The following is a 19,524-nucleotide window of genomic DNA, read 5'->3' as shown; positions in this document are numbered from 1 at the left end:
TTTAGAGACCGGTCATCTTCAGCGCCGCTTCCGGCAGACGTTCACCCTGCACATCGAACTTGGCGAGCGCCTCGGCAAGCTCCTGAAGGTCGCGCGCCGTCAGCGCAAGATTTGTGGCGCCGAGGTTTTCCTCAAGTCGATTGCGCTTGGTCGTGCCGGGGATCGGCACGATCCAGGGCTTCTGCGCGAGGAGCCAGGCCAGCGCTACCTGGGCCGGGGTTGCACCCTTATGCTCGGCGACAGCCTTGACGATGTCGACGAGGCCCATGTTGGCCTTGCGCGCCTCAGGCGAGAACCGCGGCACGGCGCTGCGAAAGTCGGTCGGGTCGAACTTGGTGTTCTGGTCGATCTTGCCGGTCAGGAACCCCGCACCGAGCGGGCTGAACGGCACGAAGCCGATCCCGAGTTCCTCGCACACCGGCAGGACCTCGGCCTCGACGCCGCGATAGAACAGCGAGTATTCGCTCTGCACCGCCGTGAGCGGTTGCACCGCGTTCGCGCGACGGATCGTCTGGACCCCTGCCTCGGAAAGCCCCCAATGCTTCACCTTGCCTGTGGCAATCAGGTCCTTAAGCGCGCCGGCTACGTCTTCGATCGGCACTTTAGGATCGACCCGGTGCTGATAGAACAGGTCGATCCGGTCGGTTTTCAGGCGCTTCAGACTAGCCTCCGCGACCTGCTTGATATGCTCCGGCCGGCTGTTGGTGCCGCCACGGCGCGCGCCGGTCGTCAGATCGATATCGAAGCCGAACTTGGTGGCAATGACCACCTGATCCCGGATTGGCGCGAGCGCCTCACCCACGAGTTCTTCGTTGGCAAAAGGCCCGTAGGCCTCTGCCGTGTCGAACAGGGTTACACCGCGTTCGTGCGCGAAGCGTATCAATGCGATAGAGTCAGCTTTGTTGGCGGGCGGCCCGTAAGCTGAACTCATGCTCATGCAACCAAGGCCGAGGGCGGAGACTTTCAGGCCTCCGAGTGTTCTGGTTTTCATAACGAGCTCCTTGGATTGGTGTGTCGCTCGCAGGCGCTCAGCTCTCGGGCGCTTCAACGCCGGAGTAGGCCAGCACCGCGTCCGGCAGACGTGCGCCATGGATCTGGATTGCCCTGACCGCAGCGTTGAGTTCCGCAATCTCGTCAGGCGAGAACCGGACGGCGTCGGCGCCGACATTGTCGAGCAGATGGGCCATCTGAGTGGTGCCGGGGATCGGCACAATCCAGGGCTTCTGCGACATCAGCCAAGCGAGCGCGATCTGCGCCGCAGTGGCCTGCTTTCGCTCAGCCCAGTGTCTGACAAGCGCGACCAGCGCCAGGTTGTGCGGCAGGTTCTCCGGCATGAAGCGACCCTCTACGCCGCGAATGTCGCCTTCAGCGAATCGTGTCCTTGCATCGATAGCGCCGGTCAGGAATCCCACCCCCAGCGGGCTCCACGGCACAAAGCCAATACCGAGCTCTTCGCACAGTGGCAGGACTTCCTGCTCCGGTCCGCGCCACAACATGGAATACTCACTTTGCACGGCAGTAACCGGCAACGCCGTGTGGGCGCGTCGGAGGGTGTTGAGCCCCATCTCGGACAGACCCCAGTGCAGGATCTTACCCTGACCCATGAGGTCCTTGATGGCGCCGGCGACGTCCTCGATCGGCACCTGCGGATCAACACGGTGCTGGTAGAGCAGGTCGATGCGGTCGGTGCGCAACCGCTTCAGTGAACCCTCCACCGCAAGCTTGATGTGCTCCGGACGGCTGTTGAGACCCGGACGCCGCTCGCCGGTCTCGAGGTCGATGTTCCAGCCGAACTTCGAGGTGATGACGACTTGATCGCGGAAGGGCTCGATGGCCTCGCCCAGGATGCACTCACACTCGTGCGGGCCGTAGGCCTCCGCGGTGTCGAAGAACGAGACGCCGCGGTCAAAGGCGGCGCGGATAATGTTGAGCATCTCGGGCCGGTGCGGGACCGTTGTCTGGTAAGTCCGGTGCATGTTCTGTACGCCGAGGCCGAGGCCAGAGACCTCCAGCGCGCCGAGCTTACGCCGCCCGCTCAGGGGAGCGCTGCCGGTGGCCGGCGCGGTCTGCTGAGCCGATGCCTGGTTGACGGCGGCGGCAACAAGTGGTGCAGCGGCCGCTATGCGAAGGAAGTTGCGGCGAGCCATGTTCGGTGCGCGATCAGAAGTCATGGGTGCGGTCCTTTCTCAGGGGAAATCGGATGAGGTTCAGCGGTTCGGCCTCGAACTGGAAGTAAGGTAGGGAATGCGGGACCCTGAGATAACGTGCTATAATCGGCATGAGCCTGTTAGCTGGGCTAACAAATCGAGCCATGCAAAACTTCAACGATCTTTCTGCGTTTGCGACGGTAGCCCGGGAACGGAGTTTCACACGGGCCGCCGCCAGGCTGGGCGTATCCCCATCGGCGTTGAGCCAGACAATCCGCAATCTTGAGGAGCGGCTTGGGTTGAGGCTTCTGACCCGAACCACGCGCAGCGTCGCTCCAACCGAGGCCGGCGAGCGGCTTCTGCGCACGGTGGCGCCGCGATTTGAGGAAATCGAGGCAGAACTCGCCATCTTGAACGAGCTGCGTGATGCTCCAGCTGGAACGGTGCGGATCACTGCCGGCGAGCATCCCGCTATTTCGGTGCTGCAACCGGCGCTCAAGCGGTTTTTGCCCACCTATCCCGATGTCAACGTCGAGATCATCGTCGACTACGGTCTCACCGATATTGTGGCGGAAGGGTATGACGCCGGCGTGCGCATGGGCGAGCAGGTCGCGAAGGACATGATAGCCGTTCGCATTGGACCGGACATCCGCATGGCTGTAGTCGGCTCGCCCGCGTATTTCGAACGATTTTCCATCCCGCAAGCCCCGCAGGAACTCACTGGGCACAAGTGCATCAACATGCGGCTGTTTCCGTGGGGTCTGGAGAAGGACGGCCGTGAGTTAAAGGTGCGGGGCGATGGCCAATTGGTGTTCAACAATCTTGGCTTGCGGCTGAGCTCTGCCTTGGACGGCCTCGGCGTGGCCTATGTGCCAGAGGATCAGGTGGTGCAGCATGTGACCGATGGACGGCTTGTCCGCGTGCTTGAAGATTGGTGCCCACCGTTTCCCGGTTATCATCTGTACTACCCCAGCCGCCGTCACACCTCACCGGCATTGGCGCTGCTGGTCGATGTGCTTCGCTATCGTGGCTAGTCCACGCAGCGTGCATTGTCGGTTCTTGGCGCGAGGTCATGTCTACGCGGCCCAACAACATCGAAAAGGCGCCGCTCCAAATGCTTCGATGTCGGCTGTGGGACAGCTTTCAGATCTTACGCCCGTGATTTCGGCCTCCGAGCGCTTTAGCGCACTGCCCGGCGCCGGCTCTCCACCGCGTCCAGCCGCTCCTGCAAATGCCCATTCAGCACGATCATTTCCTTCAGCGCCTTCACCGCGTCGCCCTTGTGCTGGGCGATGAACGTGTCGGCGATGGCCTGCAGGGCGGCTTCCTGGCGGCTGTCCAGCGTCACGATGTGATCCATGGCGGTCACTCCAGATCGTTCATTAGGAGATAGTGAACAAAAAGAGAACAAAAATGTCAAGGACGAATTGACTCGGCGAGGAATGCGTTCCGCATATTATACTTGACGTACCCACTCAATCGGAATAGGTTGATTCCATAAGGAGTTATACCGATGTCCGTGCTTTCAGACCGCCACTTCCACGACGAAGCCGCCGCCTACAAGTTTGTAGAGGCCAGGATTTGGCCGAATGGCCCGACCTGCCCGCATTGCGGCGGCGTGGAGCGCATCTCCAAGATGGAAGGCAAGAGCACCCGCATTGGCACTTACAAGTGCTACCAGTGCCGCAAGCCCTTTACCGTGAAGATCGGCACCATTTTTGAAGCCAGCCACGTCAAGCTCAACCATTGGCTACAGGCGATCTTCCTTATCGCCTCATCCAAGAAGGGCATTTCGAGCAACCAGCTTCACCGCACCCTTGGCGTGACCTTGAAGACCGCTTGGTTTATCTCCCACCGCATTCGTGAAGCCATGCGCGATGGCAAGCTTGGCCCGCTTGGTGGCGAGGGTCAGATTGTCGAGGCCGACGAGACCTATTTCGGCTCGCGCGCTGAGAAGCGCACCACCCGAACCAGCGGCGAAGCCTTCATCAAGAAGGGCAAGAGCGGCCCGTCAAACAAACGCGCTGTACTTGGCCTTATCGAGCGCGGCGGTTCGGTTCGCACCTTCCACGTTGCGCAGGCGACCAAGGTCAACGTCGCTGAATTGGTGACTGACAACGTTGCTCGCGAAAGCACCCTCTACACCGACGAAAGCCGCCTCTATACCGGCATGGGCGATCACTTCGCCGCTCACGATTCGGTCAAGCATTCGGCTGGCGAGTACGTTCGTGGCGTCGTGCATTCCAACACCATCGAAAGCTATTTCAGCATCTTCAAGCGCGGTATGCGCGGCACCTACCAGCATTGTGCCGAGAAGCACCTTCACCGCTATCTGGCCGAATTTGACTTCCGCCACAATCAGCGCGTAGCCCTTGGTGTGAATGATGAAGCGCGCGCCGCACGCATCCTTGACGGTGTCGTCGGCAAGCGCCTGACCTATGAAACGACTAGTGCAAGGTGAGGCACCCTATGGCGTCTGGCGACCCTCCAAATACCGCCCCAAAGCCAAGCGGCAAAAAGGCAACAAAACTTAGTCAGAAAGAGCAATCCGAGCGGTTCAAGGAAGCCGCTCGGAGGCTTGGGGCTGATGAAAGTGGGGAGCTTTTTGAACGCGCTTTCCGGCAAGCGATAAAAGATAAACGATCAATCCCCGGCAGCAAGGATGGCTAGGTCTGTTGCTGCTGTTTTCATTTTGTCGAATATTGTTACAAGAGCAGCCTCGTCCAACACACTAGCCATTTCTGGGATTTGTGCGGGCATCCAAGGGTACTCCAGGCGAGGGATCCCCTTCAGCTTCTCTGCCCACCTACGCCTCAACCACCATGCTTCTAAGTCTGCTGCCTGTAGAGGCAGAACCTCATGGTCCTTCCTGAAAACTGGAGTTGCCCCAATCATTGGCTTCACATCATCTGGCGAGTCATGGACCACGGCTTCCCACACTGAAAGCAATTTCCCCTGTTCCATTACGCGCTCGTCAAAAACCCAATCGACATTCTCGCCTACGATGCCTTGGCGCCCTTGTTCGCGGGCCACGTTAGACACCAAACTGCTCAATGCATGATAATACGGATTTGCGGCTTGTTTCGGGAACCCGCTTGCCGCAGCAATTCGTTTCAGCGGCTCCAAATGCACGACTACCGATGCGCTGTAGCCTACAAACTCATCTATGATCGAATATAGAAGGCGGAGTTTTTCATCGCGCGCCTCCGCGCTTATCCCCCAGAACTCTCCACTTGGGGGCGAGCGCATTGCCTCGCTCGATTTCAGGATACGAATGCTCGGTTTTGCGTCTAACGCATCTCGCCACGCATCTGAAAACCTAGCCCACTCTTCCGCTGGCGCGACAAAGCCTGCCAGAACGAAAACGTTGCCGTCCTCAGTTTCATCCGCGTACCCGTTGACTATCATTAGCGCCCGTCTTCTTCGAGCCGCGCTTGGGTAGTGACAGACGATCGCCCAGATCGGTGCGGCGCTATCGGACCAAGGGGGTGCATCGATAGGACGATCCCCAGCGTTAATTTCAAATGGAACATTCAGCACGGTACCACCTCCTTGGTGGGTACGCAAAGTATAATATGCTGAATGCGTTCCTATTTGTCAGGAGGTGGGGCGGTTGCTCGCAAGCCGAGGAGAGCCGCGATGGGCAGACGAAACAGCCGCTACGACCGCTTGTTTGCAAGCAACGCGGAGGCAATCATCAACAATGCGCTGCGCCTGCGCCAAACAGTGCTTTCGGCGCAATTGCACCTGAAGGCCAACGGCGCGCTGTTCTGGCAGCTGAGCGGCCTGACGGACAAATTGCACGAGGTGATGGCTGCTGTAGCGGAGAAGGAGCCCGATTTTCGCGCGGCCGGGCTTGGCCTCCTGCCGCTGCCTGAGGATTACTACAAACGGAAATGATCCATGGCCGGGCCAATGGACAGCGTCGGGCGGGCCGCCAAGGCCAACATGATGCTCATCGTCGAATGCGGGCACTGCTACCATGTCGGCCGCTTCCGGGCCAACGACGTGGCCAAGGTGGTGGGCTGGAACAAGCCGCTGGAAACCATCCGGTTCAAGTGCAAGCGGTGCAGCCGCACAGACACGACGGTGAGGGCACAGTTCATCGACCAGGACCATCCGCCGAAGGGCTACATCTGGGTGCTGCAGAAGTTCAAGGCCTAGAACAACGACCCCTGAGCCGGCGCCGGCGGTGCCTGCGGCGGGAACTTGATCTGCGTCGCCGGCTTCTCGACGATCACCAGCGCGTCGTCAGGCGCGGTGCGCTGCAAGTGCCTCGCTTCATTCCACGGCGCGGTCAGCCAGGTCTCGGTTTCCTCTTGCGTGGTCAGGATCACCGGCATCGCCTTCTCGTGGATCGGCGCGATGAGCGCGTTGGGCTTGGTGGTCAGGAAGCCATAGAGCTCGAAGTCGCCTGGCCCGTCCTTGACCTTGCGCACGCCTTGCCAGCGCGTCCACAGGCCGGCGAAGAAGAACGGCGGCCGGTCCTTGTTGAGGGCGAACCAGACATTGCGCTGAATGCCCGTGTCCGGGTCCTTGTCGCCCGGCGTCGGGCTGGGCTCGGCAAAGCTGGTGACCGGCACCACGCAACGGTTCTCGACGCCGAGATATTGCTGCCAGTGGCCATATTGCGGGTTGCGGATGTTGGTCGTGCCGTAGTCGGCCTTGCCCTTCACCCGCTCAAGCGGCGTCGGCATGCCCCACAGCAGATTGGCAAGCTCGCGTTGCCCGTCCGTCACGTTGCGCACCACCGGCCCGGGCTGGTTGGGATAAATGTCGATGGAGGGTTCGAGGTTGCCGAGGATGTCGCGCAAGGCGCGGGTCCACTGGCGGATGGCCTCCTGGCTGGTGGTGATGTTGTAGAGGTTGCACATGTCGAACCCTCCCGCATGTCGGCGCATCTTGTTGGAAAGGACAGGGAATTTCCAGCGCCGCCCGGCGGACTGCTGACACGCTGCCCAAGCCTTCACTGCAACTTTGCGGGTTTGCGGGCCAGATTGGTTTGCATGCAGATGTTTCAGTCTGGCACGGTTTCGTGAAGTCTTTCACCGTTCCCGCGCAATCGATCGGATACAGACGCACCGCAAAACCGACATACGCGACAGGGCAGCACTGCTCTTTCTGCTGCTACGATATGGAGGATATCGATGTTCAAACGATTTGCCCGCATTGGAGCCGCTCTCAAACGAGCCAGCAAGCGCAAGAAAGCAACGCGTGTGTTGGAGGACTTGCCGCCGGAAATCCAGAAGGACATCGGCTGGCCGGAGACGATCGAATCCGACGAAATCCGGCTGCCGTTTTAAGGCTCAGGCTCAGCAACAGCTCGGCTTCGTCCCGCTCGCGGCACCACCGCCGCTGACGAATTCCCGCGCGAGCCGCTGTTGGCTGGCTTCCATCCGCCAAAACGGGCTCTGCCGGTTTTCTGTTGATCGCGACCAAAAAACATCGCTAACTGGCTCCCGCGAGGGGTCATGCTGACAAGCGATGAAGTGGGAGCGATCCCGTTGTTTTCGGGTTTGCCGGCGGCCGAGCTGGAGCGGCTGGCGCGGACGGCGGCCGACCTCCGCCTCGGCCCCGGAGAGTTCGCGGTCCACGAGGGCGGGGAGGCCGCGCTGTTTGCGGTTCTCGCCGGCAAGATCGAGGTCGTGAAGACCTTCGACGGCGTCGAACGCACGCTCGGCTGGCGTCTGCCGGGAACGATCTTCGGCGAGGTGCCGATTGCGCTCGGCTCGGGTTTTCCCGGTGGCTATCGCGCCGCCGAACCGTCCCGCGTCATGCGCATCGAGGTCCAGCAGTATTATTCCATCGCGGCGGTTTCGAAGGACGTGTCGCAGAAGCTCAGCGCGCTTGCGCGCGAGCGGTTGGGCGGGCTGCAGAGCATCACGGCCGAGCCGCAGAAGCCGCGCGTCACCCTGGTCGGCCATCGCTGGGACACGGCGTGCGGCGAGCTGCGCCGGTTTCTCGCCCGCAACCAGATCTCGTTCACCTGGCTGTTGCCCGACACATCCGATGCCGAAGCGTTCTGGTCTTCCCTGGGCCGACCGGCCCTCGATGTGGCCCAGCTGGCGGATGGCGAGATCATCGAAGCACCCGCCGTGCGCGATCTTGCCATTCGCCTGGGGTTGCAGACGCGCCCGCGCGGCGCCGAATACGATGTCGCCATCATCGGCGGCGGGCCGGCCGGCCTTGCGGCGGCGGTCTATGGCGCCTCCGAGGGCCTGCGCACCATCGTCGTCGAGCGCGAGGCGCCGGGCGGACAGGCCGGCACATCGTCACGCATCGAGAACTATCTCGGCTTTCCCAGCGGAATTTCCGGCGACGAACTCGCCAGCCGCGCGCTGCAGCAGGCGCGGCGTCTGGGCGCCGAAATCCTGGTCACCCGCTCCGTCGCCGGCATCGATCCCGCCACCCACGATCTGTTTCTCGACGGCACCGATGTCGTGCGGGCGCGCAGCCTCATCCTTGCGACCGGCGTGACCTGGCGGCGTCTCGCCATCGACGGGTTCGACCGGCTGATCGGCAAGGGTGTCTACTACGGCGCCGCGCGCAGCGAGGCCAACACCACCCATGGGCTGGACGTCTTCCTGATCGGCGCCGGCAATTCGGCCGGGCAGGCGGCGCTGCATTTTTCCGGCCATGCGCGCAACGTCACACTGCTGGTGCGCGGCCCGTCGCTTGCCGACAGCATGTCCCACTATTTGATCGAGCAGCTCAGGGCGAAATCGAACGTGAAAGTCCAGGTTCGATCAGAAGTCCAGGCCGTGCACGGCGAGACGCATCTGACGGCGATCGACATCCTCGACAAGGCGAGCAACGAGGTCAGCCGGCACGATTGCGGCGGGCTGTTCGTCTTCATCGGCGCCAACGCCGAGACCGAATGGCTGCCGGCCGATGTCGTGCGCGATGCACGCGGCTATGTGCTGACCGGCGACGATGTGAAGAAGGCCGGGCGCTGGTCGCACGGCCGCGACCCCTATCTGCTCGAGACCAGCGCGCCCGGCGTTTTCGCTTGCGGCGACGTGCGCCTGAGCCCGGTCAAGCGGGTTGCCTCAGCGGTCGGCGAGGGCAGCATGGCTATCGCCTTCGTCCACCAGTATCTGGCCAATGAGGGCAAGGCCCAGCGCAGCTAGGGCCAGGGGAAGCGGCACAGCGGCGCCAGCCATCCTGAACACCAGCAGCTTGTCCGGCGCATCGTCTTTCATTTCGGGACCCGGCAGCACGTTCAACCGAGCCGTGCTGCCTTCAATGGTCGGCCGGGCCGATCAGCCGGCGGGCTTGTAGGTGCCGGCGGCCTTGTTGGCGGCCGCGAGCACGGCCTTCATGTCGAGTTCTTCGAGGATAACAAGGTCGCTCACCGAACCGCTTGCCCGCACCGCAAGGGCCAGGCCCATCCCGGCGGCCTGATTTGGCACCTCACCATTGACGACGACGTCATAGATGCCGCGCGTAAACATCAGGCTGGCCATCTTGCCGCCGACGCTTTCAAAAAGCGCCTTGATTGCAGCTCCCCGGTCTGAGCCCTGCATCAGTCCTTTGGCGGCGTGGGGTTCGTAATTCGCCAACACGGTGACCTTCATGGCTATCTCCTCCCAATATCGCGTCTCGGGCTGCTCGATTGATTGAGCAACACGGCGCTGTTTATCTTTTCACTGACATTTGACGTGGCCTGTGGACCGCCTGGGCAGCCATGGCCAACGGCGGTTGATGACCGGAGCGACGCTTCGGTCTGCAGCAATATGCGCTTATTCTAATATGCCGACAATCCCGCCGCAGGCACTAGATCCCTTAGGGACGACCTACGCCGCACGCTCACTACGCCAGCCACCACCACAGCGCCGCAATTGCCACCGCGCCCGCTGCGATCGACAGCCCCAGCATGATGTAGGCGCCCGTGATGACGTCGCGGATGATCTTCTTCAGGCTGGCGCGGTCGTTCAGGTTCGGGAACGGCTCGGCCGGTTCCGCCACGCCGACGAACCGGCACAGCGGCCCCCAGCCATCGGTCACCTTGAACACCAGAAGCTTTTCCGGCGGCACCGCAGCCTTCACCTCCTCGGTGTAGGCGTTGTAGCGCTCGATCGCCTTGTCGCGGTCGTCCATTACGCCGGCCAATGCGCGGCCCCACACCAGCTTGCGCGACATGTCGCCGAATTTTCGGCCGAATGGCGTCAACCATTCCAGGATCTTGAACTGCCAGACATTCTCGGTGAAGTAGATCGTGTCGATCGTGCTGTCGTACCAGGCTTCGGCGCCGCGCGGATGCAGCGTCAGCAGCACCTTGGCATCGGGATTTGCGGCCATCAATTCCCGCCACACGCAGCAGCCGGGATTGTCGACCGTCGCCGTGTAGTTGGCAAAAACCCGGTTCCAGTCATGCTGCGTGCCGGGCGCGCTGTTGGCCACCTTGCGCCAGAAATCGAGATGGCCCTTGTTAGCCTTGTTCAGGATCACTTCCTTGCATGTGATAGCAGGGCAGGCCGAGCCTGTTCAGCGCGGCAAAGGTCGACCACGTGCCGGTGCGGCCGAAACCGGCCCCAATGAGCTTGAGCGCCATGCCCCCATCCCCCCATTAGAGCGCCGCGCGTCTTGGACGCGCAAAGGACGCTCTAACATTTTGAATTCGCATCGTGCTTTCCGAACCTTCGGTTCGGCCGATGCGGTGGACTGATATTCTGTTTTATCTCAGTCCATGGGGTTCAGATTGCGCCCGGAGGGGTCGGTGCGCAATAATTTTCTCGTCATCTGCAAAACGGCCCGCCTGTCGGCGGGCCGTTTTGCCAAGGCTGATTACTCCGCCGCCAGCTTGTCCTGCGTCTTGGTGTCGAAATCGCTGGCGTCGTGGCGCTCGTGCAGCTGCATCGAGGGCTCGCCGAAGGCGCGGTTGACCATGCGCCCGCGCTTCACCGCCGGCCGCGCGTCGATGGCGTCGGCCCAGCGCTGCACGTGCTCGTATTCCTGCACCTGCAGGAACTCGCCGGAATCATTGTACATACGGCCCTTGGCCAGCCCGCCATACCAGGGCCACACCGCCATGTCGGCAATCGTGTAGTCGGCGCCGCCGAGATACTCGCTCTCGGCCAGCCGCCGGTCGAGCACGTCCATCTGCCGCTTGGTCTCCATGGCGAAGCGGTCGATGGCATATTCGATCTTCATCGGCGCATAGGCGTAGAAATGGCCGAAGCCGCCGCCCAGATACGGCGCCGACCCCATCTGCCAGAACAGCCAGGACAGGGCCTCGGCGCGCGCGGCGGGTTCGGTCGGCAGGAATTCGCCGAACTTTTCGGCCAGATACACCAGGATCGAGCCGGATTCGAAGACACGGATCGGCCTTGGCCCGCTGCGGTCCAGCAGGGCCGGGATTTTCGAGTTGGGATTGACCTCGACGAAGCCGCTGCCGAACTGGTCGCCATCGTTGATCCGGATCAGCCAGGCGTCATATTCGGCGCCGCTGTGGCCGCGCGCCAGAAGCTCCTCCAGCATGATCGTCACCTTGACGCCGTTCGGCGTCGCCAGCGAGTAGAGCTGCAGCGGATGCTTGCCGACCGGCAGTTCCTTGTCATGCGTGGGGCCGGCAATCGGCCGGTTGATGCTGGCGAAAGTGCCGCCATTCGCCTTGTTCCAGGTCCATACTTTCGGCGGGGTGTATTCGTTCATTTTGGCAGGCCTCGTGTTTTGGCGGGGGCTTGGGAGTATCAGCTTGCGCGATGCGGGCGCGGGATTGGTGGGGCGGGGGCAAACTACATTTAGGTGCAGGTGCGAGCGCTGCAAAGGGGAAAGTCCAACTTTTGTTGAACTATTGTCGATGTCGGCGCCAGCCCTTGCGCCTCGTCCCGCCTGTCATACCTATAGAACATACCGCCAAAGCATTTTCGTCGCCTACCCAGGACAAAAGCATGACCGTCGATCCCAATCTGCGCTCCTCCCTCTTGCGCTCCATCGTGGCTGTGCGCACCACGATCCCGGAAGACGCATTCACGGCGTCGGCGCTGGGCACGCGCCGGGAAGGCAGCGGCGTGGTCATCCGCGCCGACGGGCTGGTGCTCACCATCGGCTATCTCATCACCGAGGCGGAGGAAGTCTGGCTGACCGCCCAGGACGGGCGCGTCGTGCCGGCGCATGCGCTGGCCTATGACCAAGAAACCGGCTTCGGCCTGGTGCAGGCGCTGGCGCCGCTCGGCCTGCCGGCGCTGGCGCTGGGCGATGCGGGAAAGGCCAAGGTCGGCGATCCCGTCGTGCTCGCCGACGGCACCGGCCGGTCGGTCAACGCGCACATCGTCACCAAGCAGGAATTCGCCGGCTACTGGGAATATCTGCTCGACGAGGCGATCTTCATCGCGCCGGCGCATCCCTCATGGGGCGGGGCAGGCCTCATCGGCGAGGACGGCTCGCTGCTCGGCATCGGCTCGCTGATGCTGCAGATGAGCCGCAACGGCGAGGTCGCCGATATCAACATGGTCGTGCCGATCGACCTTTTGCCGCCCATCCTCGACGATCTCTTGACGCGCGGCCAGGTGGCGAAGCCGCCGCGTCCCTGGCTCGGCGCCTTCTCGGCCGAAAGCAACGGCGCGGTGGTGGTGATGAGCGTCGCCGAAGGTGGCCCGGCCGCCAAGGCCGGCCTGCGCCAGGGCGACATCATCTCGGATGTGCGCGACGGCGAAGTCGATGGTCTCGCCGATTTCTATCGCAAGCTTTGGGACAGCGGCCCGGCGGGCGCGGAGATCCCCTTGCGGGTGGTGCGCGACGGCCGCGACACCTGGCTGCGCGTCAAGTCGGCCGACCGCAACAGCTTTCTCAAGAAGCCGCATTTGCAGTGAAGCTGCCGATCTCCCCCCTTGCGGGGGAGATGCCCGGCAGGGAAGAGGGGGTGCTGTCCCTCCGGCTTGTCGACCTATGGTAACCACGACTTTGGGCTGCTCCACGTTAGAGCTGTTCACTGACCCGCTCTAACTATTTGTTTTTGCGCAATTCCGGACGGAAACCGTTGCACACTTTTCCTGGAATTGCTCAGGCGAAGTCGGATGTTGGCGATCCTTCCCACCCCCCTCTGTCCTGCCGGACATCTCCCCCGCAAGGGGGGAGATTGGCCGTCACCTCGGCTTTCGCCATTCACCAAGGCGGGCTGCGCCGCCTTCACTCCCCACAAGCGGCATAGCCGCTTCCGTCATTCCACTCCGCGAAGGGGATAACCTGGCCTTCGACCGACACGGTATAGTGCACCGTGGTGCCATCCGGCTGCATCTTGCTGCCTTTGCCCTTGCCGATCAGCACGTCGTAGTCGCAGTCGCCGGCGACATTGTCCTTCATGTAATCGTGATAGTCGTAGGCAAAGCCGGCGACGACGAAGGCGCCGTTGCGCCAGGTGATGGTCAGCGTCGTGTTGGTGCGCGCGCTACCGACCGGTCTTGCCGGAATATAGAGCTTGATCGAGCCGTTCGGCAGCGCGGTCAGCTCCGGCTCGGTGTCCGAGGCCTCGTAGCCCGGCCGGTCGTAGCCGTTCCATTCGCCATAGATCTGCTCGCGCACGATGCCGGCAGGCCTAAGGAAATTGTGATCCTTGTCCCTGAGGAAAAAATGCATGTCCATGGCAACGCTGGGTTCTGTCTCGACGATCATCGCCAGGTCGGTGGCGCCGTCGCCGTTCCAGTCGCCGGTGAGCGCGGTGATGATCTTCTGGGTCTCGATCGGTTCGGCCAGCGCGGCGCCAGAGAGCGGAAAACCTGCCATCAGCAGGACAATGAGCAACTTTCGCATGGCATTTCCCGAGGTGAGGGTGAGATGAGCGTGTCCGAACGGGACCATGGAAGGTCTTGCGGAACGGATTTCTACATCACAAGGAAAGGAACCGCCATGGGCTGGCGGCGACGCGTCAAGCCGGCGACCGCCAGATAGAGGTATGAAATCAACAGGATTTCCCTTAATATTAACAACAACTAATGCACCTCCCCTGGTCGGAAGGGACCAAAGTGGAGAAGTTCCTGGCAGGCCTCCTGGCCGCGATGCTGGTGGCATCGGCAGGACGATGCTGGGCCGGGGACAAGCTGCCCCACAAGCCAATCTCCGAACATGCGGTGAGAACCGCCAGTGCCCGGCTGTATTCCCACCTTCTGGCGCTGGAATGCATGCACCGACGGCGGTATCCGCGCAGCCGGATAGAGAATGGTTTCGAACGGCATTTCGAGGAAACGAGACGGACGTTTGTCGCGGAAGGCTACACCATCGTCCCCGATGCGACAGATGCGCTCCCCTCGCAGATGGCATTCGACGCCAGACGGCGGCTTGCCATCCCGCCCCAATCCGGCTGTCATCGTGCGTACTGGCTCGATGATTGAGGTGGGCGGCGTTGTTGACGACGCTCCGCCATTGCTGCATCCGATCATCGCGGAGAGACGAGAACGATGACCGAGACATGTACCGCCGAACGGCGACCCCTCTGATGGCGCCGGTCAAGGTCGACCCCGACAGGGTGCACGAATTCCCGGATCCGGCCACCTTCTACGCTTGGCTCGGCAAGCATCACGACACCGAAACAGAAGTCTGGATCAAGATCCACAAGGTCGGTTCCGGGCTGAAGTCGATCACGCCGAAGGAGGCCATCGACGTCGTGCTGTGCTGGGGCTGGATCGACGCGGTGCGCAAGGGGCTCGATGACAAGAGCTTTCTGCAGCGCTATACGCCGCGCGGCAAGAAAGGCACCTGGAGCCAGATCAATGTCGACAATGTCGCCCGCCTGATCGAGGAAGGCCGCATGACCGGGCACGGCCTGAAACAGGTCGAGGCGGCCAAGGCCGACGGCCGCTGGGCGCGCGCCTACGCCAGCGGCAAGGACATGAAGATCCCCGATGATCTGCAGGCAGCCATCGACGCCGAACCGAGAGCAAGAGAGATGCTGGCAAAGCTCAGCGCGCAGAACCGTTTCGCGCTCGCCTTCCGCACCCACAACATGAAGACCGAAGCCGGCCGCAGGAAGAAGATCGAGAGTTTCGTCGAGATGCTGAAGCGCGGCGAGACGATCCACCCGCAGGGGAGGAAGTGATCTTTGCAGCCGGTGGGGGCCGGATTCGGAAAAACAGGCAACGGCGGTGGAACCTTTGGGAGGCACATTCCTTGTCCCTTCTCCACAGAAGGAGATTCCAGATGAGCCTCGATCTAGGAAAAGTCGCCGTAGCGTTGATTGGCCTGCTTGCCTACAAGAACCGGGACAAGCTCGGCGAGTTGATCACCGGCAAGCCCTCAACCGATCCCAATAGCGGCGGTGGCACGACAGGTGGCCTCGGCGATATCCTGGACCGGTTCAGAAATGCCGGTGCGGGCGATCACGTCGATTCCTGGGTCGGCAAAGGAGCAAACAAGCCAATCCAGCCGGATCAGGTGGAGAAGGCAATTGATCCGCAGACGTTGAACGATCTGGCTGCGCAGACCGGATTGTCCCACGATGAACTTTTGGACCGGCTGACGAGAGAATTGCCCGACGCCATCGACAAGCTTACCCCTGATGGTCAGCTGCCCGCGGGCAATGGTCCAGATCTCCTCGACGACGTCCCTGGGGCCAAACGCGCATAGCCTGTAAGACGCCGAACAGTCGGGCAGCCCGATCGTCATCGATGACGTCGTGCGCGGGCAGGGCGGAACGCTCTGATCGCCCGGCCGTTATGCCTCCAACGCAGCAGGAGATAACGATATGGCCAACAAACAGGGCAAGAACGACAATCGCCTCTCGGACAAGGAGGCGATGCGTCTCGCGGAGACGACGGACGTGTCGCCAAAGCAGGCAAAGGACCTCGCGGCCGAGCACGGGAAAGACAAGGCCGAGAAGGAAGCGAAGAACTTCAAGGCTGAGGGCTGATATCGCGTATTGGTCTTAGGCTGCACCACCCGAGGCACCCTGAGGGCCAGGAGCCTGTATCCCAGGCGCTTCCTGAATGAGCCCACGCCACTCGACAACGAGGCAGCAGCTGTCCCGCCACCTTGTCGAACTTCCATTGTGAAACACTGCGGACAACGGCAACCGGAGGTTGACGCGCAATCGGTTGGGCACTAGCGTGCCGACCGATGCGGCCGATCGGTTGGGGGAATTTCGGCATGATGGACACTATCAGGCGCCTGCTGGGGCAGTTGCGCCGTGAAGAACGCAGCTGCGAATGGCAGCCTCATTTCTCGCTTCGCAAGTGCAAGCTCGTTGGCGGCGACACCGCCCGAGGTGATTTGATGCGGCGGCGGTACCGCGGTGAATGGCAATATCGGTTGCCCACCAGGGTGGAGATATCCGACGCCGTCGCCACAAGGGCATGGTGAGTCGGACAGCAGCGGCAGTGCAAAATCCTGCCGCACCTTAGGAACGGTTCGGCGGTTGAAGCTGTGCCTCACCCCACCGGCACTTCCAGCCCGACCTTGACCCGGTCCATGGCGACGAAGGTGCGGAAGCGTTTGACGTTGTTGTTCTCGAAGAACAGCCGCCTTGTCAGCGCCTCGTAGTCGGCCATCGTCGCCACGGTGACGACGAGGATGAAGTCGGCTTCGCCCGTCACGTAGTAGCACTGCTGCACCTCGGGCACCGAGGCGAAGTCGCGCTTGGCTGCGTCGATCAGCGCCGCGCGTTCGCTGATCACCTCCACCTCCACGAACAGCGTGATCGGGTGGCCGACCTTGGCCGGGTCGACCACCGCGACATTGGCGCGGATGACGCCGGTTTCCTCCATGCGCCTGATGCGCCGCTGCACGGCGGGCGCCGACAGATTGACGGCCTCGCCGATCACCCGCTGCGGCGTCGTGTTGTCCTTCTGCAGGATGGCAAGGATGGCGCGGTCGAAACTGTCGAGGGTTTGCGGCATGTGTGGTCCAGACGAAACAAACTTGCATTCGGGCGGGCCAAACAGAGCGCAACTCTCGCCCGTGTTGCAATAGACATACGTCATCAAGGAGAAAACGACGCCATGTTCCTGCTCAACGAATCGCCCGAACACCACCGGCCGCTTGTATCGGCCGACGCGGCGACGCTGGGCGTGGCCGCGGCCGAAGAGGCCGAACGCTTCCTGGCACGGCGGTACAACCACGCCGAGACGCCGCTGCATTCCCTGCCGGCCTTGGCGGCCGAGCTTGGGCTGGGCGCGATCCACGTTAAGGACGAAGGCTTTCGGCTCGGGCTCGGCAGCTTCAAGGCGCTCGGCGGCTCCTACGCCGTGATCCGGCTGGTGCTGGAGGAAGCGCAAAAGCGGCTCGGCCGCAGCGTCGACATCGGCGAGTTGCACGCGCCGGAGGTGGCGCGGGTCGCCGCCGGCATGACCTTCGCCTGCGCCACCGACGGCAATCACGGCCGCTCGGCGGCGCAAGGCGCGCAACTGGTCGGCGCCAGATCGGTGATCTTCGTCCATGCCGGGGTCAGCGAGGAGCGCGTCGCCGCGATCGCCCGCTTGGGCGCCGAGATGGTCCGCGTCGACGGCAGCTATGACCAGTCGGTGGTCGAAGCCGCCCGCGTCGCCGCCGAGCGCGGCTGGACCGTCGTCTCCGACACCTCCTGGCCGGGCTACGAGCGCATTCCGGGACTGGTCATGCAAGGCTATACGGTGATGGTGCGCGAGGTACTTCGCCATCTCGCGCGGCCGCCGACGCATGTCTTCCTGCAGGCCGGCGTCGGTGGTCTCGCCGCAGCGGTCGCCGGCCATCTCGCTATCCTGTTTGGCGAACAGAGGCCGGTTGTCGTCGTGGTCGAGCCGGCGCGGGCGGCGTGCATCTTCGCATCGGCCAAGGCCGGGCGCCCGGTGAAGATCGCCCATGACGGGCCGACGGTGATGGCGATGCTCGAATGCTACGAGGCCTCGCCGCTCGCCTGGCGGGCGGGTGCTTGAGCGGGTCGCCGATGCCTTCATGACGGTCGACGAAGAGGATGCGGTGGCGGTGATGAACCGGCTGGCGCGGCCGTCAGGCGGCGATCCCGCGATCGTCTCCGGCGAGAGCGGCGGGGCGGGGCTTGCCGGGCTGATCCGCGCCGTATCGGCTGCCGACATGCGGGCCGCGCTGCGCCTCGATGCCAACGCGCGCGTGCTCATCATCAACACCGAGGGCGCCACCGATCTCGGCCGCTATGCCGAACTGGTCGGTATGGCGCCTGAGGATGTCCTGCTGCAAACTGCCGGGACCTGAAGGAGGCGACGATGGCTGAACTCGATCAGAAACACCTTCACGGTGAGATGACGGCCTGGCGGCATGATCTGCACGCCCATCCCGAATTCGGCTTCGAGGAGAAGCGCACCTCGGCCTTCGTCGCTCAGAAACTGCGGGAATTCGGACTGGAGGTTGCCGAGGGCATTGGCGGCACCGGCGTCGTCGGCACGCTGACGCGCGGCAGCGGCAACCGGGCGATCGCCTTGCGCGCCGATATGGATGCCTTGCGCATCGCCGAACAGGGCACGCAGGATTATCGCTCGCGCACGCCCGGCACCATGCACGCCTGCGGCCATGACGGCCACACCTCGATGCTGCTCGGCGCGGCAAAACTTCTGGCCAGCGAGGGCGGCTTCGATGGCACCGTGCGCTTCATCTTCCAGCCGGCCGAGGAGTGGGGCAGGGGGGCGCTCGCCATGCTGGATGATGGCCTGCTGCAGCGCTTTCCCTTCGAGGAGATCTTTGGCCTGCACAATATGCCGGGCCTCGGGGTGGGGCGCTTTGAGACCGGCGCGGGCCCCATCATGTCGGCCGAGGACAATTTCGAGATCATGCTGAAAGGCGTCGGCGGCCATGCCGCGCGGCCGCATTCGGGCAACGAGACGCTGGTCGCCGCCTGCGCGCTGGTCACCAATCTGCAGACCATCGTCTCGCGCCGGCTGAGCCCGGCCGACATCGGCGTCGTCTCGGTGACCGAACTGATCACCGACGGCACCCGCAACGCGCTGCCCGGCCTGGCGCGCATCCTTGGCGACGCCAGGAGTTTTCGGCCCGAAGTCAGCGCCGAGATCGAGAAGCAGATGCGCCGGATCGCCGAGGGCACGGCGCAGGCCTACAACGTCTCGGCCGAGGTCACCTATATCAGCGAATTCGTGCCGCTGGTCAACGATGCCGCACTGGTCGACGAGGCGTTCACTGCTGCCCGCAGCGTGCTGGCCGACGACGCCGTCGGCGTGGCAGTGGAGCCGATGACTGGCTCGGAAGATTTCGCCCGCTTCCTCGATCACGTGCCGGGATGCTTCGTCTTCCTCGGCAACGGTAACTCCGCGCCGCTGCACAATCCGTCCTATGATTTCAACGACGAAGGCCTGCTGCACGGCGCCCGTTTCCATGCCGCGGTGGTGCGGCAGCGGCTGCCGACTGGGTGAGCGTGACCGGACGAGGAGCAGTCGAGAAGGTCGGTGCTTGAACACCCCCCTCTGTCCTGCCGGACATCTCC

General features: G+C 62.9%; 24 protein-coding genes and 1 pseudogene. 14 read left to right on the top strand and 11 right to left on the bottom strand.

Annotation, left to right across the window (positions count from 1 at the left end; genetic code table 11):
- Position 1 precedes the first annotated feature (1 nt).
- Both LHFGNBLO_RS27560 and LHFGNBLO_RS27555 read right to left on the bottom strand, forming a co-directional pair.
- Positions 2–991, bottom strand: a complete 990-nt coding sequence (locus LHFGNBLO_RS27560; protein ID WP_258602433.1) for an aldo/keto reductase — start codon at positions 989–991, stop codon at positions 2–4.
- A gap of 37 nt (positions 992–1,028) precedes the next feature.
- The gene (locus LHFGNBLO_RS27555) at positions 1,029–2,147 is read right to left on the bottom strand and encodes an aldo/keto reductase (RefSeq protein WP_258602432.1); all 1,119 of its coding nucleotides are present in this window, start codon (positions 2,145–2,147) and stop codon (positions 1,029–1,031) included.
- Between the two features lie 164 nt (positions 2,148–2,311).
- On the opposite strand from LHFGNBLO_RS27555, the gene LHFGNBLO_RS27550 reads away from it, so the two are divergent.
- Positions 2,312–3,181, top strand: coding sequence for a LysR family transcriptional regulator (locus LHFGNBLO_RS27550; RefSeq protein WP_258602431.1), 870 nt, complete (start codon positions 2,312–2,314; stop codon positions 3,179–3,181).
- Between the two features lie 146 nt (positions 3,182–3,327).
- On the opposite strand, the gene LHFGNBLO_RS27545 is transcribed toward LHFGNBLO_RS27550, so the two are convergent.
- Entirely contained in the window at positions 3,328–3,507 is a 180-nt protein-coding gene (locus LHFGNBLO_RS27545; protein WP_258602430.1) for a hypothetical protein, read from the bottom strand.
- A gap of 153 nt (positions 3,508–3,660) precedes the next feature.
- Between LHFGNBLO_RS27545 and LHFGNBLO_RS27540 the strand changes: the two genes are divergently transcribed.
- A complete protein-coding gene (locus LHFGNBLO_RS27540) occupies positions 3,661–4,608 on the top strand; it encodes an IS1595 family transposase (protein ID WP_258602429.1) in 948 nt (315 codons plus the stop codon).
- Positions 4,609–4,790: 182 nt separating this feature from the next.
- Here LHFGNBLO_RS27540 and LHFGNBLO_RS27535 read toward each other — a convergent pair whose 3' ends face one another.
- Positions 4,791–5,687 carry a DUF3800 domain-containing protein gene (locus LHFGNBLO_RS27535; RefSeq protein WP_258602428.1) on the bottom strand — a complete coding sequence of 299 codons (897 nt, stop codon included), beginning with the start codon at positions 5,685–5,687 and terminating at the stop codon, positions 4,791–4,793.
- Between the two features lie 99 nt (positions 5,688–5,786).
- Here LHFGNBLO_RS27535 and LHFGNBLO_RS27530 point away from each other — a divergent pair, with 99 nt between their 5' ends.
- Positions 5,787–6,047 (top strand): hypothetical protein, encoded by a 261-nt coding sequence (locus LHFGNBLO_RS27530; RefSeq protein ID WP_258602427.1) that lies wholly within the window; start codon positions 5,787–5,789, stop codon positions 6,045–6,047.
- Positions 6,048–6,050: 3 nt separating this feature from the next.
- On the top strand, positions 6,051–6,311 hold the full coding sequence (locus LHFGNBLO_RS27525) for a hypothetical protein (RefSeq protein WP_258602426.1): 261 nt from the start codon (positions 6,051–6,053) through the stop codon (positions 6,309–6,311).
- Here LHFGNBLO_RS27525 and LHFGNBLO_RS27520 read toward each other — a convergent pair.
- Positions 6,308–7,021 carry an SOS response-associated peptidase gene (locus tag LHFGNBLO_RS27520; RefSeq protein ID WP_258602425.1) on the bottom strand — a complete coding sequence of 238 codons (714 nt, stop codon included), beginning with the start codon at positions 7,019–7,021 and terminating at the stop codon, positions 6,308–6,310. The two genes, LHFGNBLO_RS27525 and LHFGNBLO_RS27520, sit on opposite strands and share 4 nt — an antisense overlap.
- A gap of 273 nt (positions 7,022–7,294) precedes the next feature.
- On the opposite strand from LHFGNBLO_RS27520, the gene LHFGNBLO_RS27515 reads away from it, so the two are divergent.
- Both LHFGNBLO_RS27515 and LHFGNBLO_RS27510 read left to right on the top strand, forming a co-directional pair.
- The gene (locus LHFGNBLO_RS27515; protein WP_258602424.1) at positions 7,295–7,450 is read left to right on the top strand and encodes a hypothetical protein; all 156 of its coding nucleotides are present in this window, start codon (positions 7,295–7,297) and stop codon (positions 7,448–7,450) included.
- A 168-nt stretch (positions 7,451–7,618) separates the two neighbouring features.
- Entirely contained in the window at positions 7,619–9,277 is a 1,659-nt protein-coding gene (locus tag LHFGNBLO_RS27510; protein ID WP_258602423.1) for an FAD-dependent oxidoreductase, read from the top strand.
- Positions 9,278–9,409: 132 nt separating this feature from the next.
- Here LHFGNBLO_RS27510 and LHFGNBLO_RS27505 read toward each other — a convergent pair whose 3' ends face one another.
- The 4 genes from LHFGNBLO_RS27505 to yghU all read right to left on the bottom strand — a co-directional run bounded on the left by LHFGNBLO_RS27505 (position 9,410) and on the right by yghU (position 11,801).
- Complete coding sequence (locus tag LHFGNBLO_RS27505; RefSeq protein WP_258602422.1) at positions 9,410–9,724, bottom strand: GYD domain-containing protein; 315 nt, start codon at positions 9,722–9,724, stop codon at positions 9,410–9,412.
- A gap of 235 nt (positions 9,725–9,959) precedes the next feature.
- Positions 9,960–10,598, bottom strand: a complete 639-nt coding sequence (locus tag LHFGNBLO_RS27500; protein WP_258602421.1) for a sulfotransferase family protein — start codon at positions 10,596–10,598, stop codon at positions 9,960–9,962.
- Positions 10,579–10,701: a sulfotransferase gene (locus LHFGNBLO_RS27495; protein WP_258602420.1), complete on the bottom strand. Its 123-nt coding sequence runs from the start codon at positions 10,699–10,701 to the stop codon at positions 10,579–10,581. Before LHFGNBLO_RS27495 ends, LHFGNBLO_RS27500 begins: the two co-directional genes overlap by 20 nt.
- 233 nt (positions 10,702–10,934) lie before the next feature.
- Complete coding sequence (gene yghU, locus LHFGNBLO_RS27490) at positions 10,935–11,801, bottom strand: glutathione-dependent disulfide-bond oxidoreductase (RefSeq protein WP_258602419.1); 867 nt, start codon at positions 11,799–11,801, stop codon at positions 10,935–10,937.
- Positions 11,802–12,040: 239 nt separating this feature from the next.
- Here yghU and LHFGNBLO_RS27485 point away from each other — a divergent pair, with 239 nt between their 5' ends.
- Positions 12,041–12,961, top strand: coding sequence for a S1C family serine protease (locus LHFGNBLO_RS27485; RefSeq protein ID WP_258602418.1), 921 nt, complete (start codon positions 12,041–12,043; stop codon positions 12,959–12,961).
- A 316-nt stretch (positions 12,962–13,277) separates the two neighbouring features.
- Here LHFGNBLO_RS27485 and LHFGNBLO_RS27480 read toward each other — a convergent pair whose 3' ends face one another.
- Positions 13,278–13,898 carry a hypothetical protein gene (locus LHFGNBLO_RS27480; protein WP_258602417.1) on the bottom strand — a complete coding sequence of 207 codons (621 nt, stop codon included), beginning with the start codon at positions 13,896–13,898 and terminating at the stop codon, positions 13,278–13,280.
- 212 nt (positions 13,899–14,110) lie between these two features.
- Here LHFGNBLO_RS27480 and LHFGNBLO_RS27475 point away from each other — a divergent pair, with 212 nt between their 5' ends.
- The 5 genes from LHFGNBLO_RS27475 to LHFGNBLO_RS27455 all read left to right on the top strand — a co-directional run bounded on the left by LHFGNBLO_RS27475 (position 14,111) and on the right by LHFGNBLO_RS27455 (position 16,439).
- Positions 14,111–14,476, top strand: a complete 366-nt coding sequence (locus LHFGNBLO_RS27475) for a hypothetical protein (protein WP_258602416.1) — start codon at positions 14,111–14,113, stop codon at positions 14,474–14,476.
- Positions 14,477–14,580: 104 nt separating this feature from the next.
- Positions 14,581–15,180, top strand: coding sequence for a YdeI/OmpD-associated family protein (locus tag LHFGNBLO_RS27470; protein WP_258609924.1), 600 nt, complete (start codon positions 14,581–14,583; stop codon positions 15,178–15,180).
- A gap of 101 nt (positions 15,181–15,281) precedes the next feature.
- The gene (locus tag LHFGNBLO_RS27465) at positions 15,282–15,707 is read left to right on the top strand and encodes a YidB family protein (RefSeq protein WP_258602415.1); all 426 of its coding nucleotides are present in this window, start codon (positions 15,282–15,284) and stop codon (positions 15,705–15,707) included.
- A gap of 118 nt (positions 15,708–15,825) precedes the next feature.
- Positions 15,826–15,990 carry a hypothetical protein gene (locus LHFGNBLO_RS27460; RefSeq protein WP_258602414.1) on the top strand — a complete coding sequence of 55 codons (165 nt, stop codon included), beginning with the start codon at positions 15,826–15,828 and terminating at the stop codon, positions 15,988–15,990.
- A gap of 236 nt (positions 15,991–16,226) precedes the next feature.
- On the top strand, positions 16,227–16,439 hold the full coding sequence (locus LHFGNBLO_RS27455; RefSeq protein WP_258602413.1) for a hypothetical protein: 213 nt from the start codon (positions 16,227–16,229) through the stop codon (positions 16,437–16,439).
- 68 nt (positions 16,440–16,507) lie between these two features.
- Here the strand turns inward: LHFGNBLO_RS27455 and LHFGNBLO_RS27450 are convergent, their stop codons facing one another.
- Positions 16,508–16,975 carry an Lrp/AsnC family transcriptional regulator gene (locus LHFGNBLO_RS27450; RefSeq protein WP_258602412.1) on the bottom strand — a complete coding sequence of 156 codons (468 nt, stop codon included), beginning with the start codon at positions 16,973–16,975 and terminating at the stop codon, positions 16,508–16,510.
- A gap of 102 nt (positions 16,976–17,077) precedes the next feature.
- Here LHFGNBLO_RS27450 and LHFGNBLO_RS27445 point away from each other — a divergent pair.
- Positions 17,078–18,284, top strand: a pseudogene (locus LHFGNBLO_RS27445) (diaminopropionate ammonia-lyase).
- A gap of 11 nt (positions 18,285–18,295) precedes the next feature.
- Positions 18,296–19,453, top strand: a complete 1,158-nt coding sequence (locus LHFGNBLO_RS27440) for a M20 aminoacylase family protein (protein WP_258602411.1) — start codon at positions 18,296–18,298, stop codon at positions 19,451–19,453.
- Positions 19,454–19,524: the final 71 nt, after the last annotated feature.

Source organism: Mesorhizobium sp. AR10, assembly GCF_024746795.1.
In the GTDB taxonomy this organism is placed as follows: Bacteria; Pseudomonadota; Alphaproteobacteria; order Rhizobiales; family Rhizobiaceae; genus Mesorhizobium.
The sequence above is the reverse complement of the archived record's forward strand: the minus strand, read 5'-3'. Positions and strand labels throughout refer to the sequence as shown.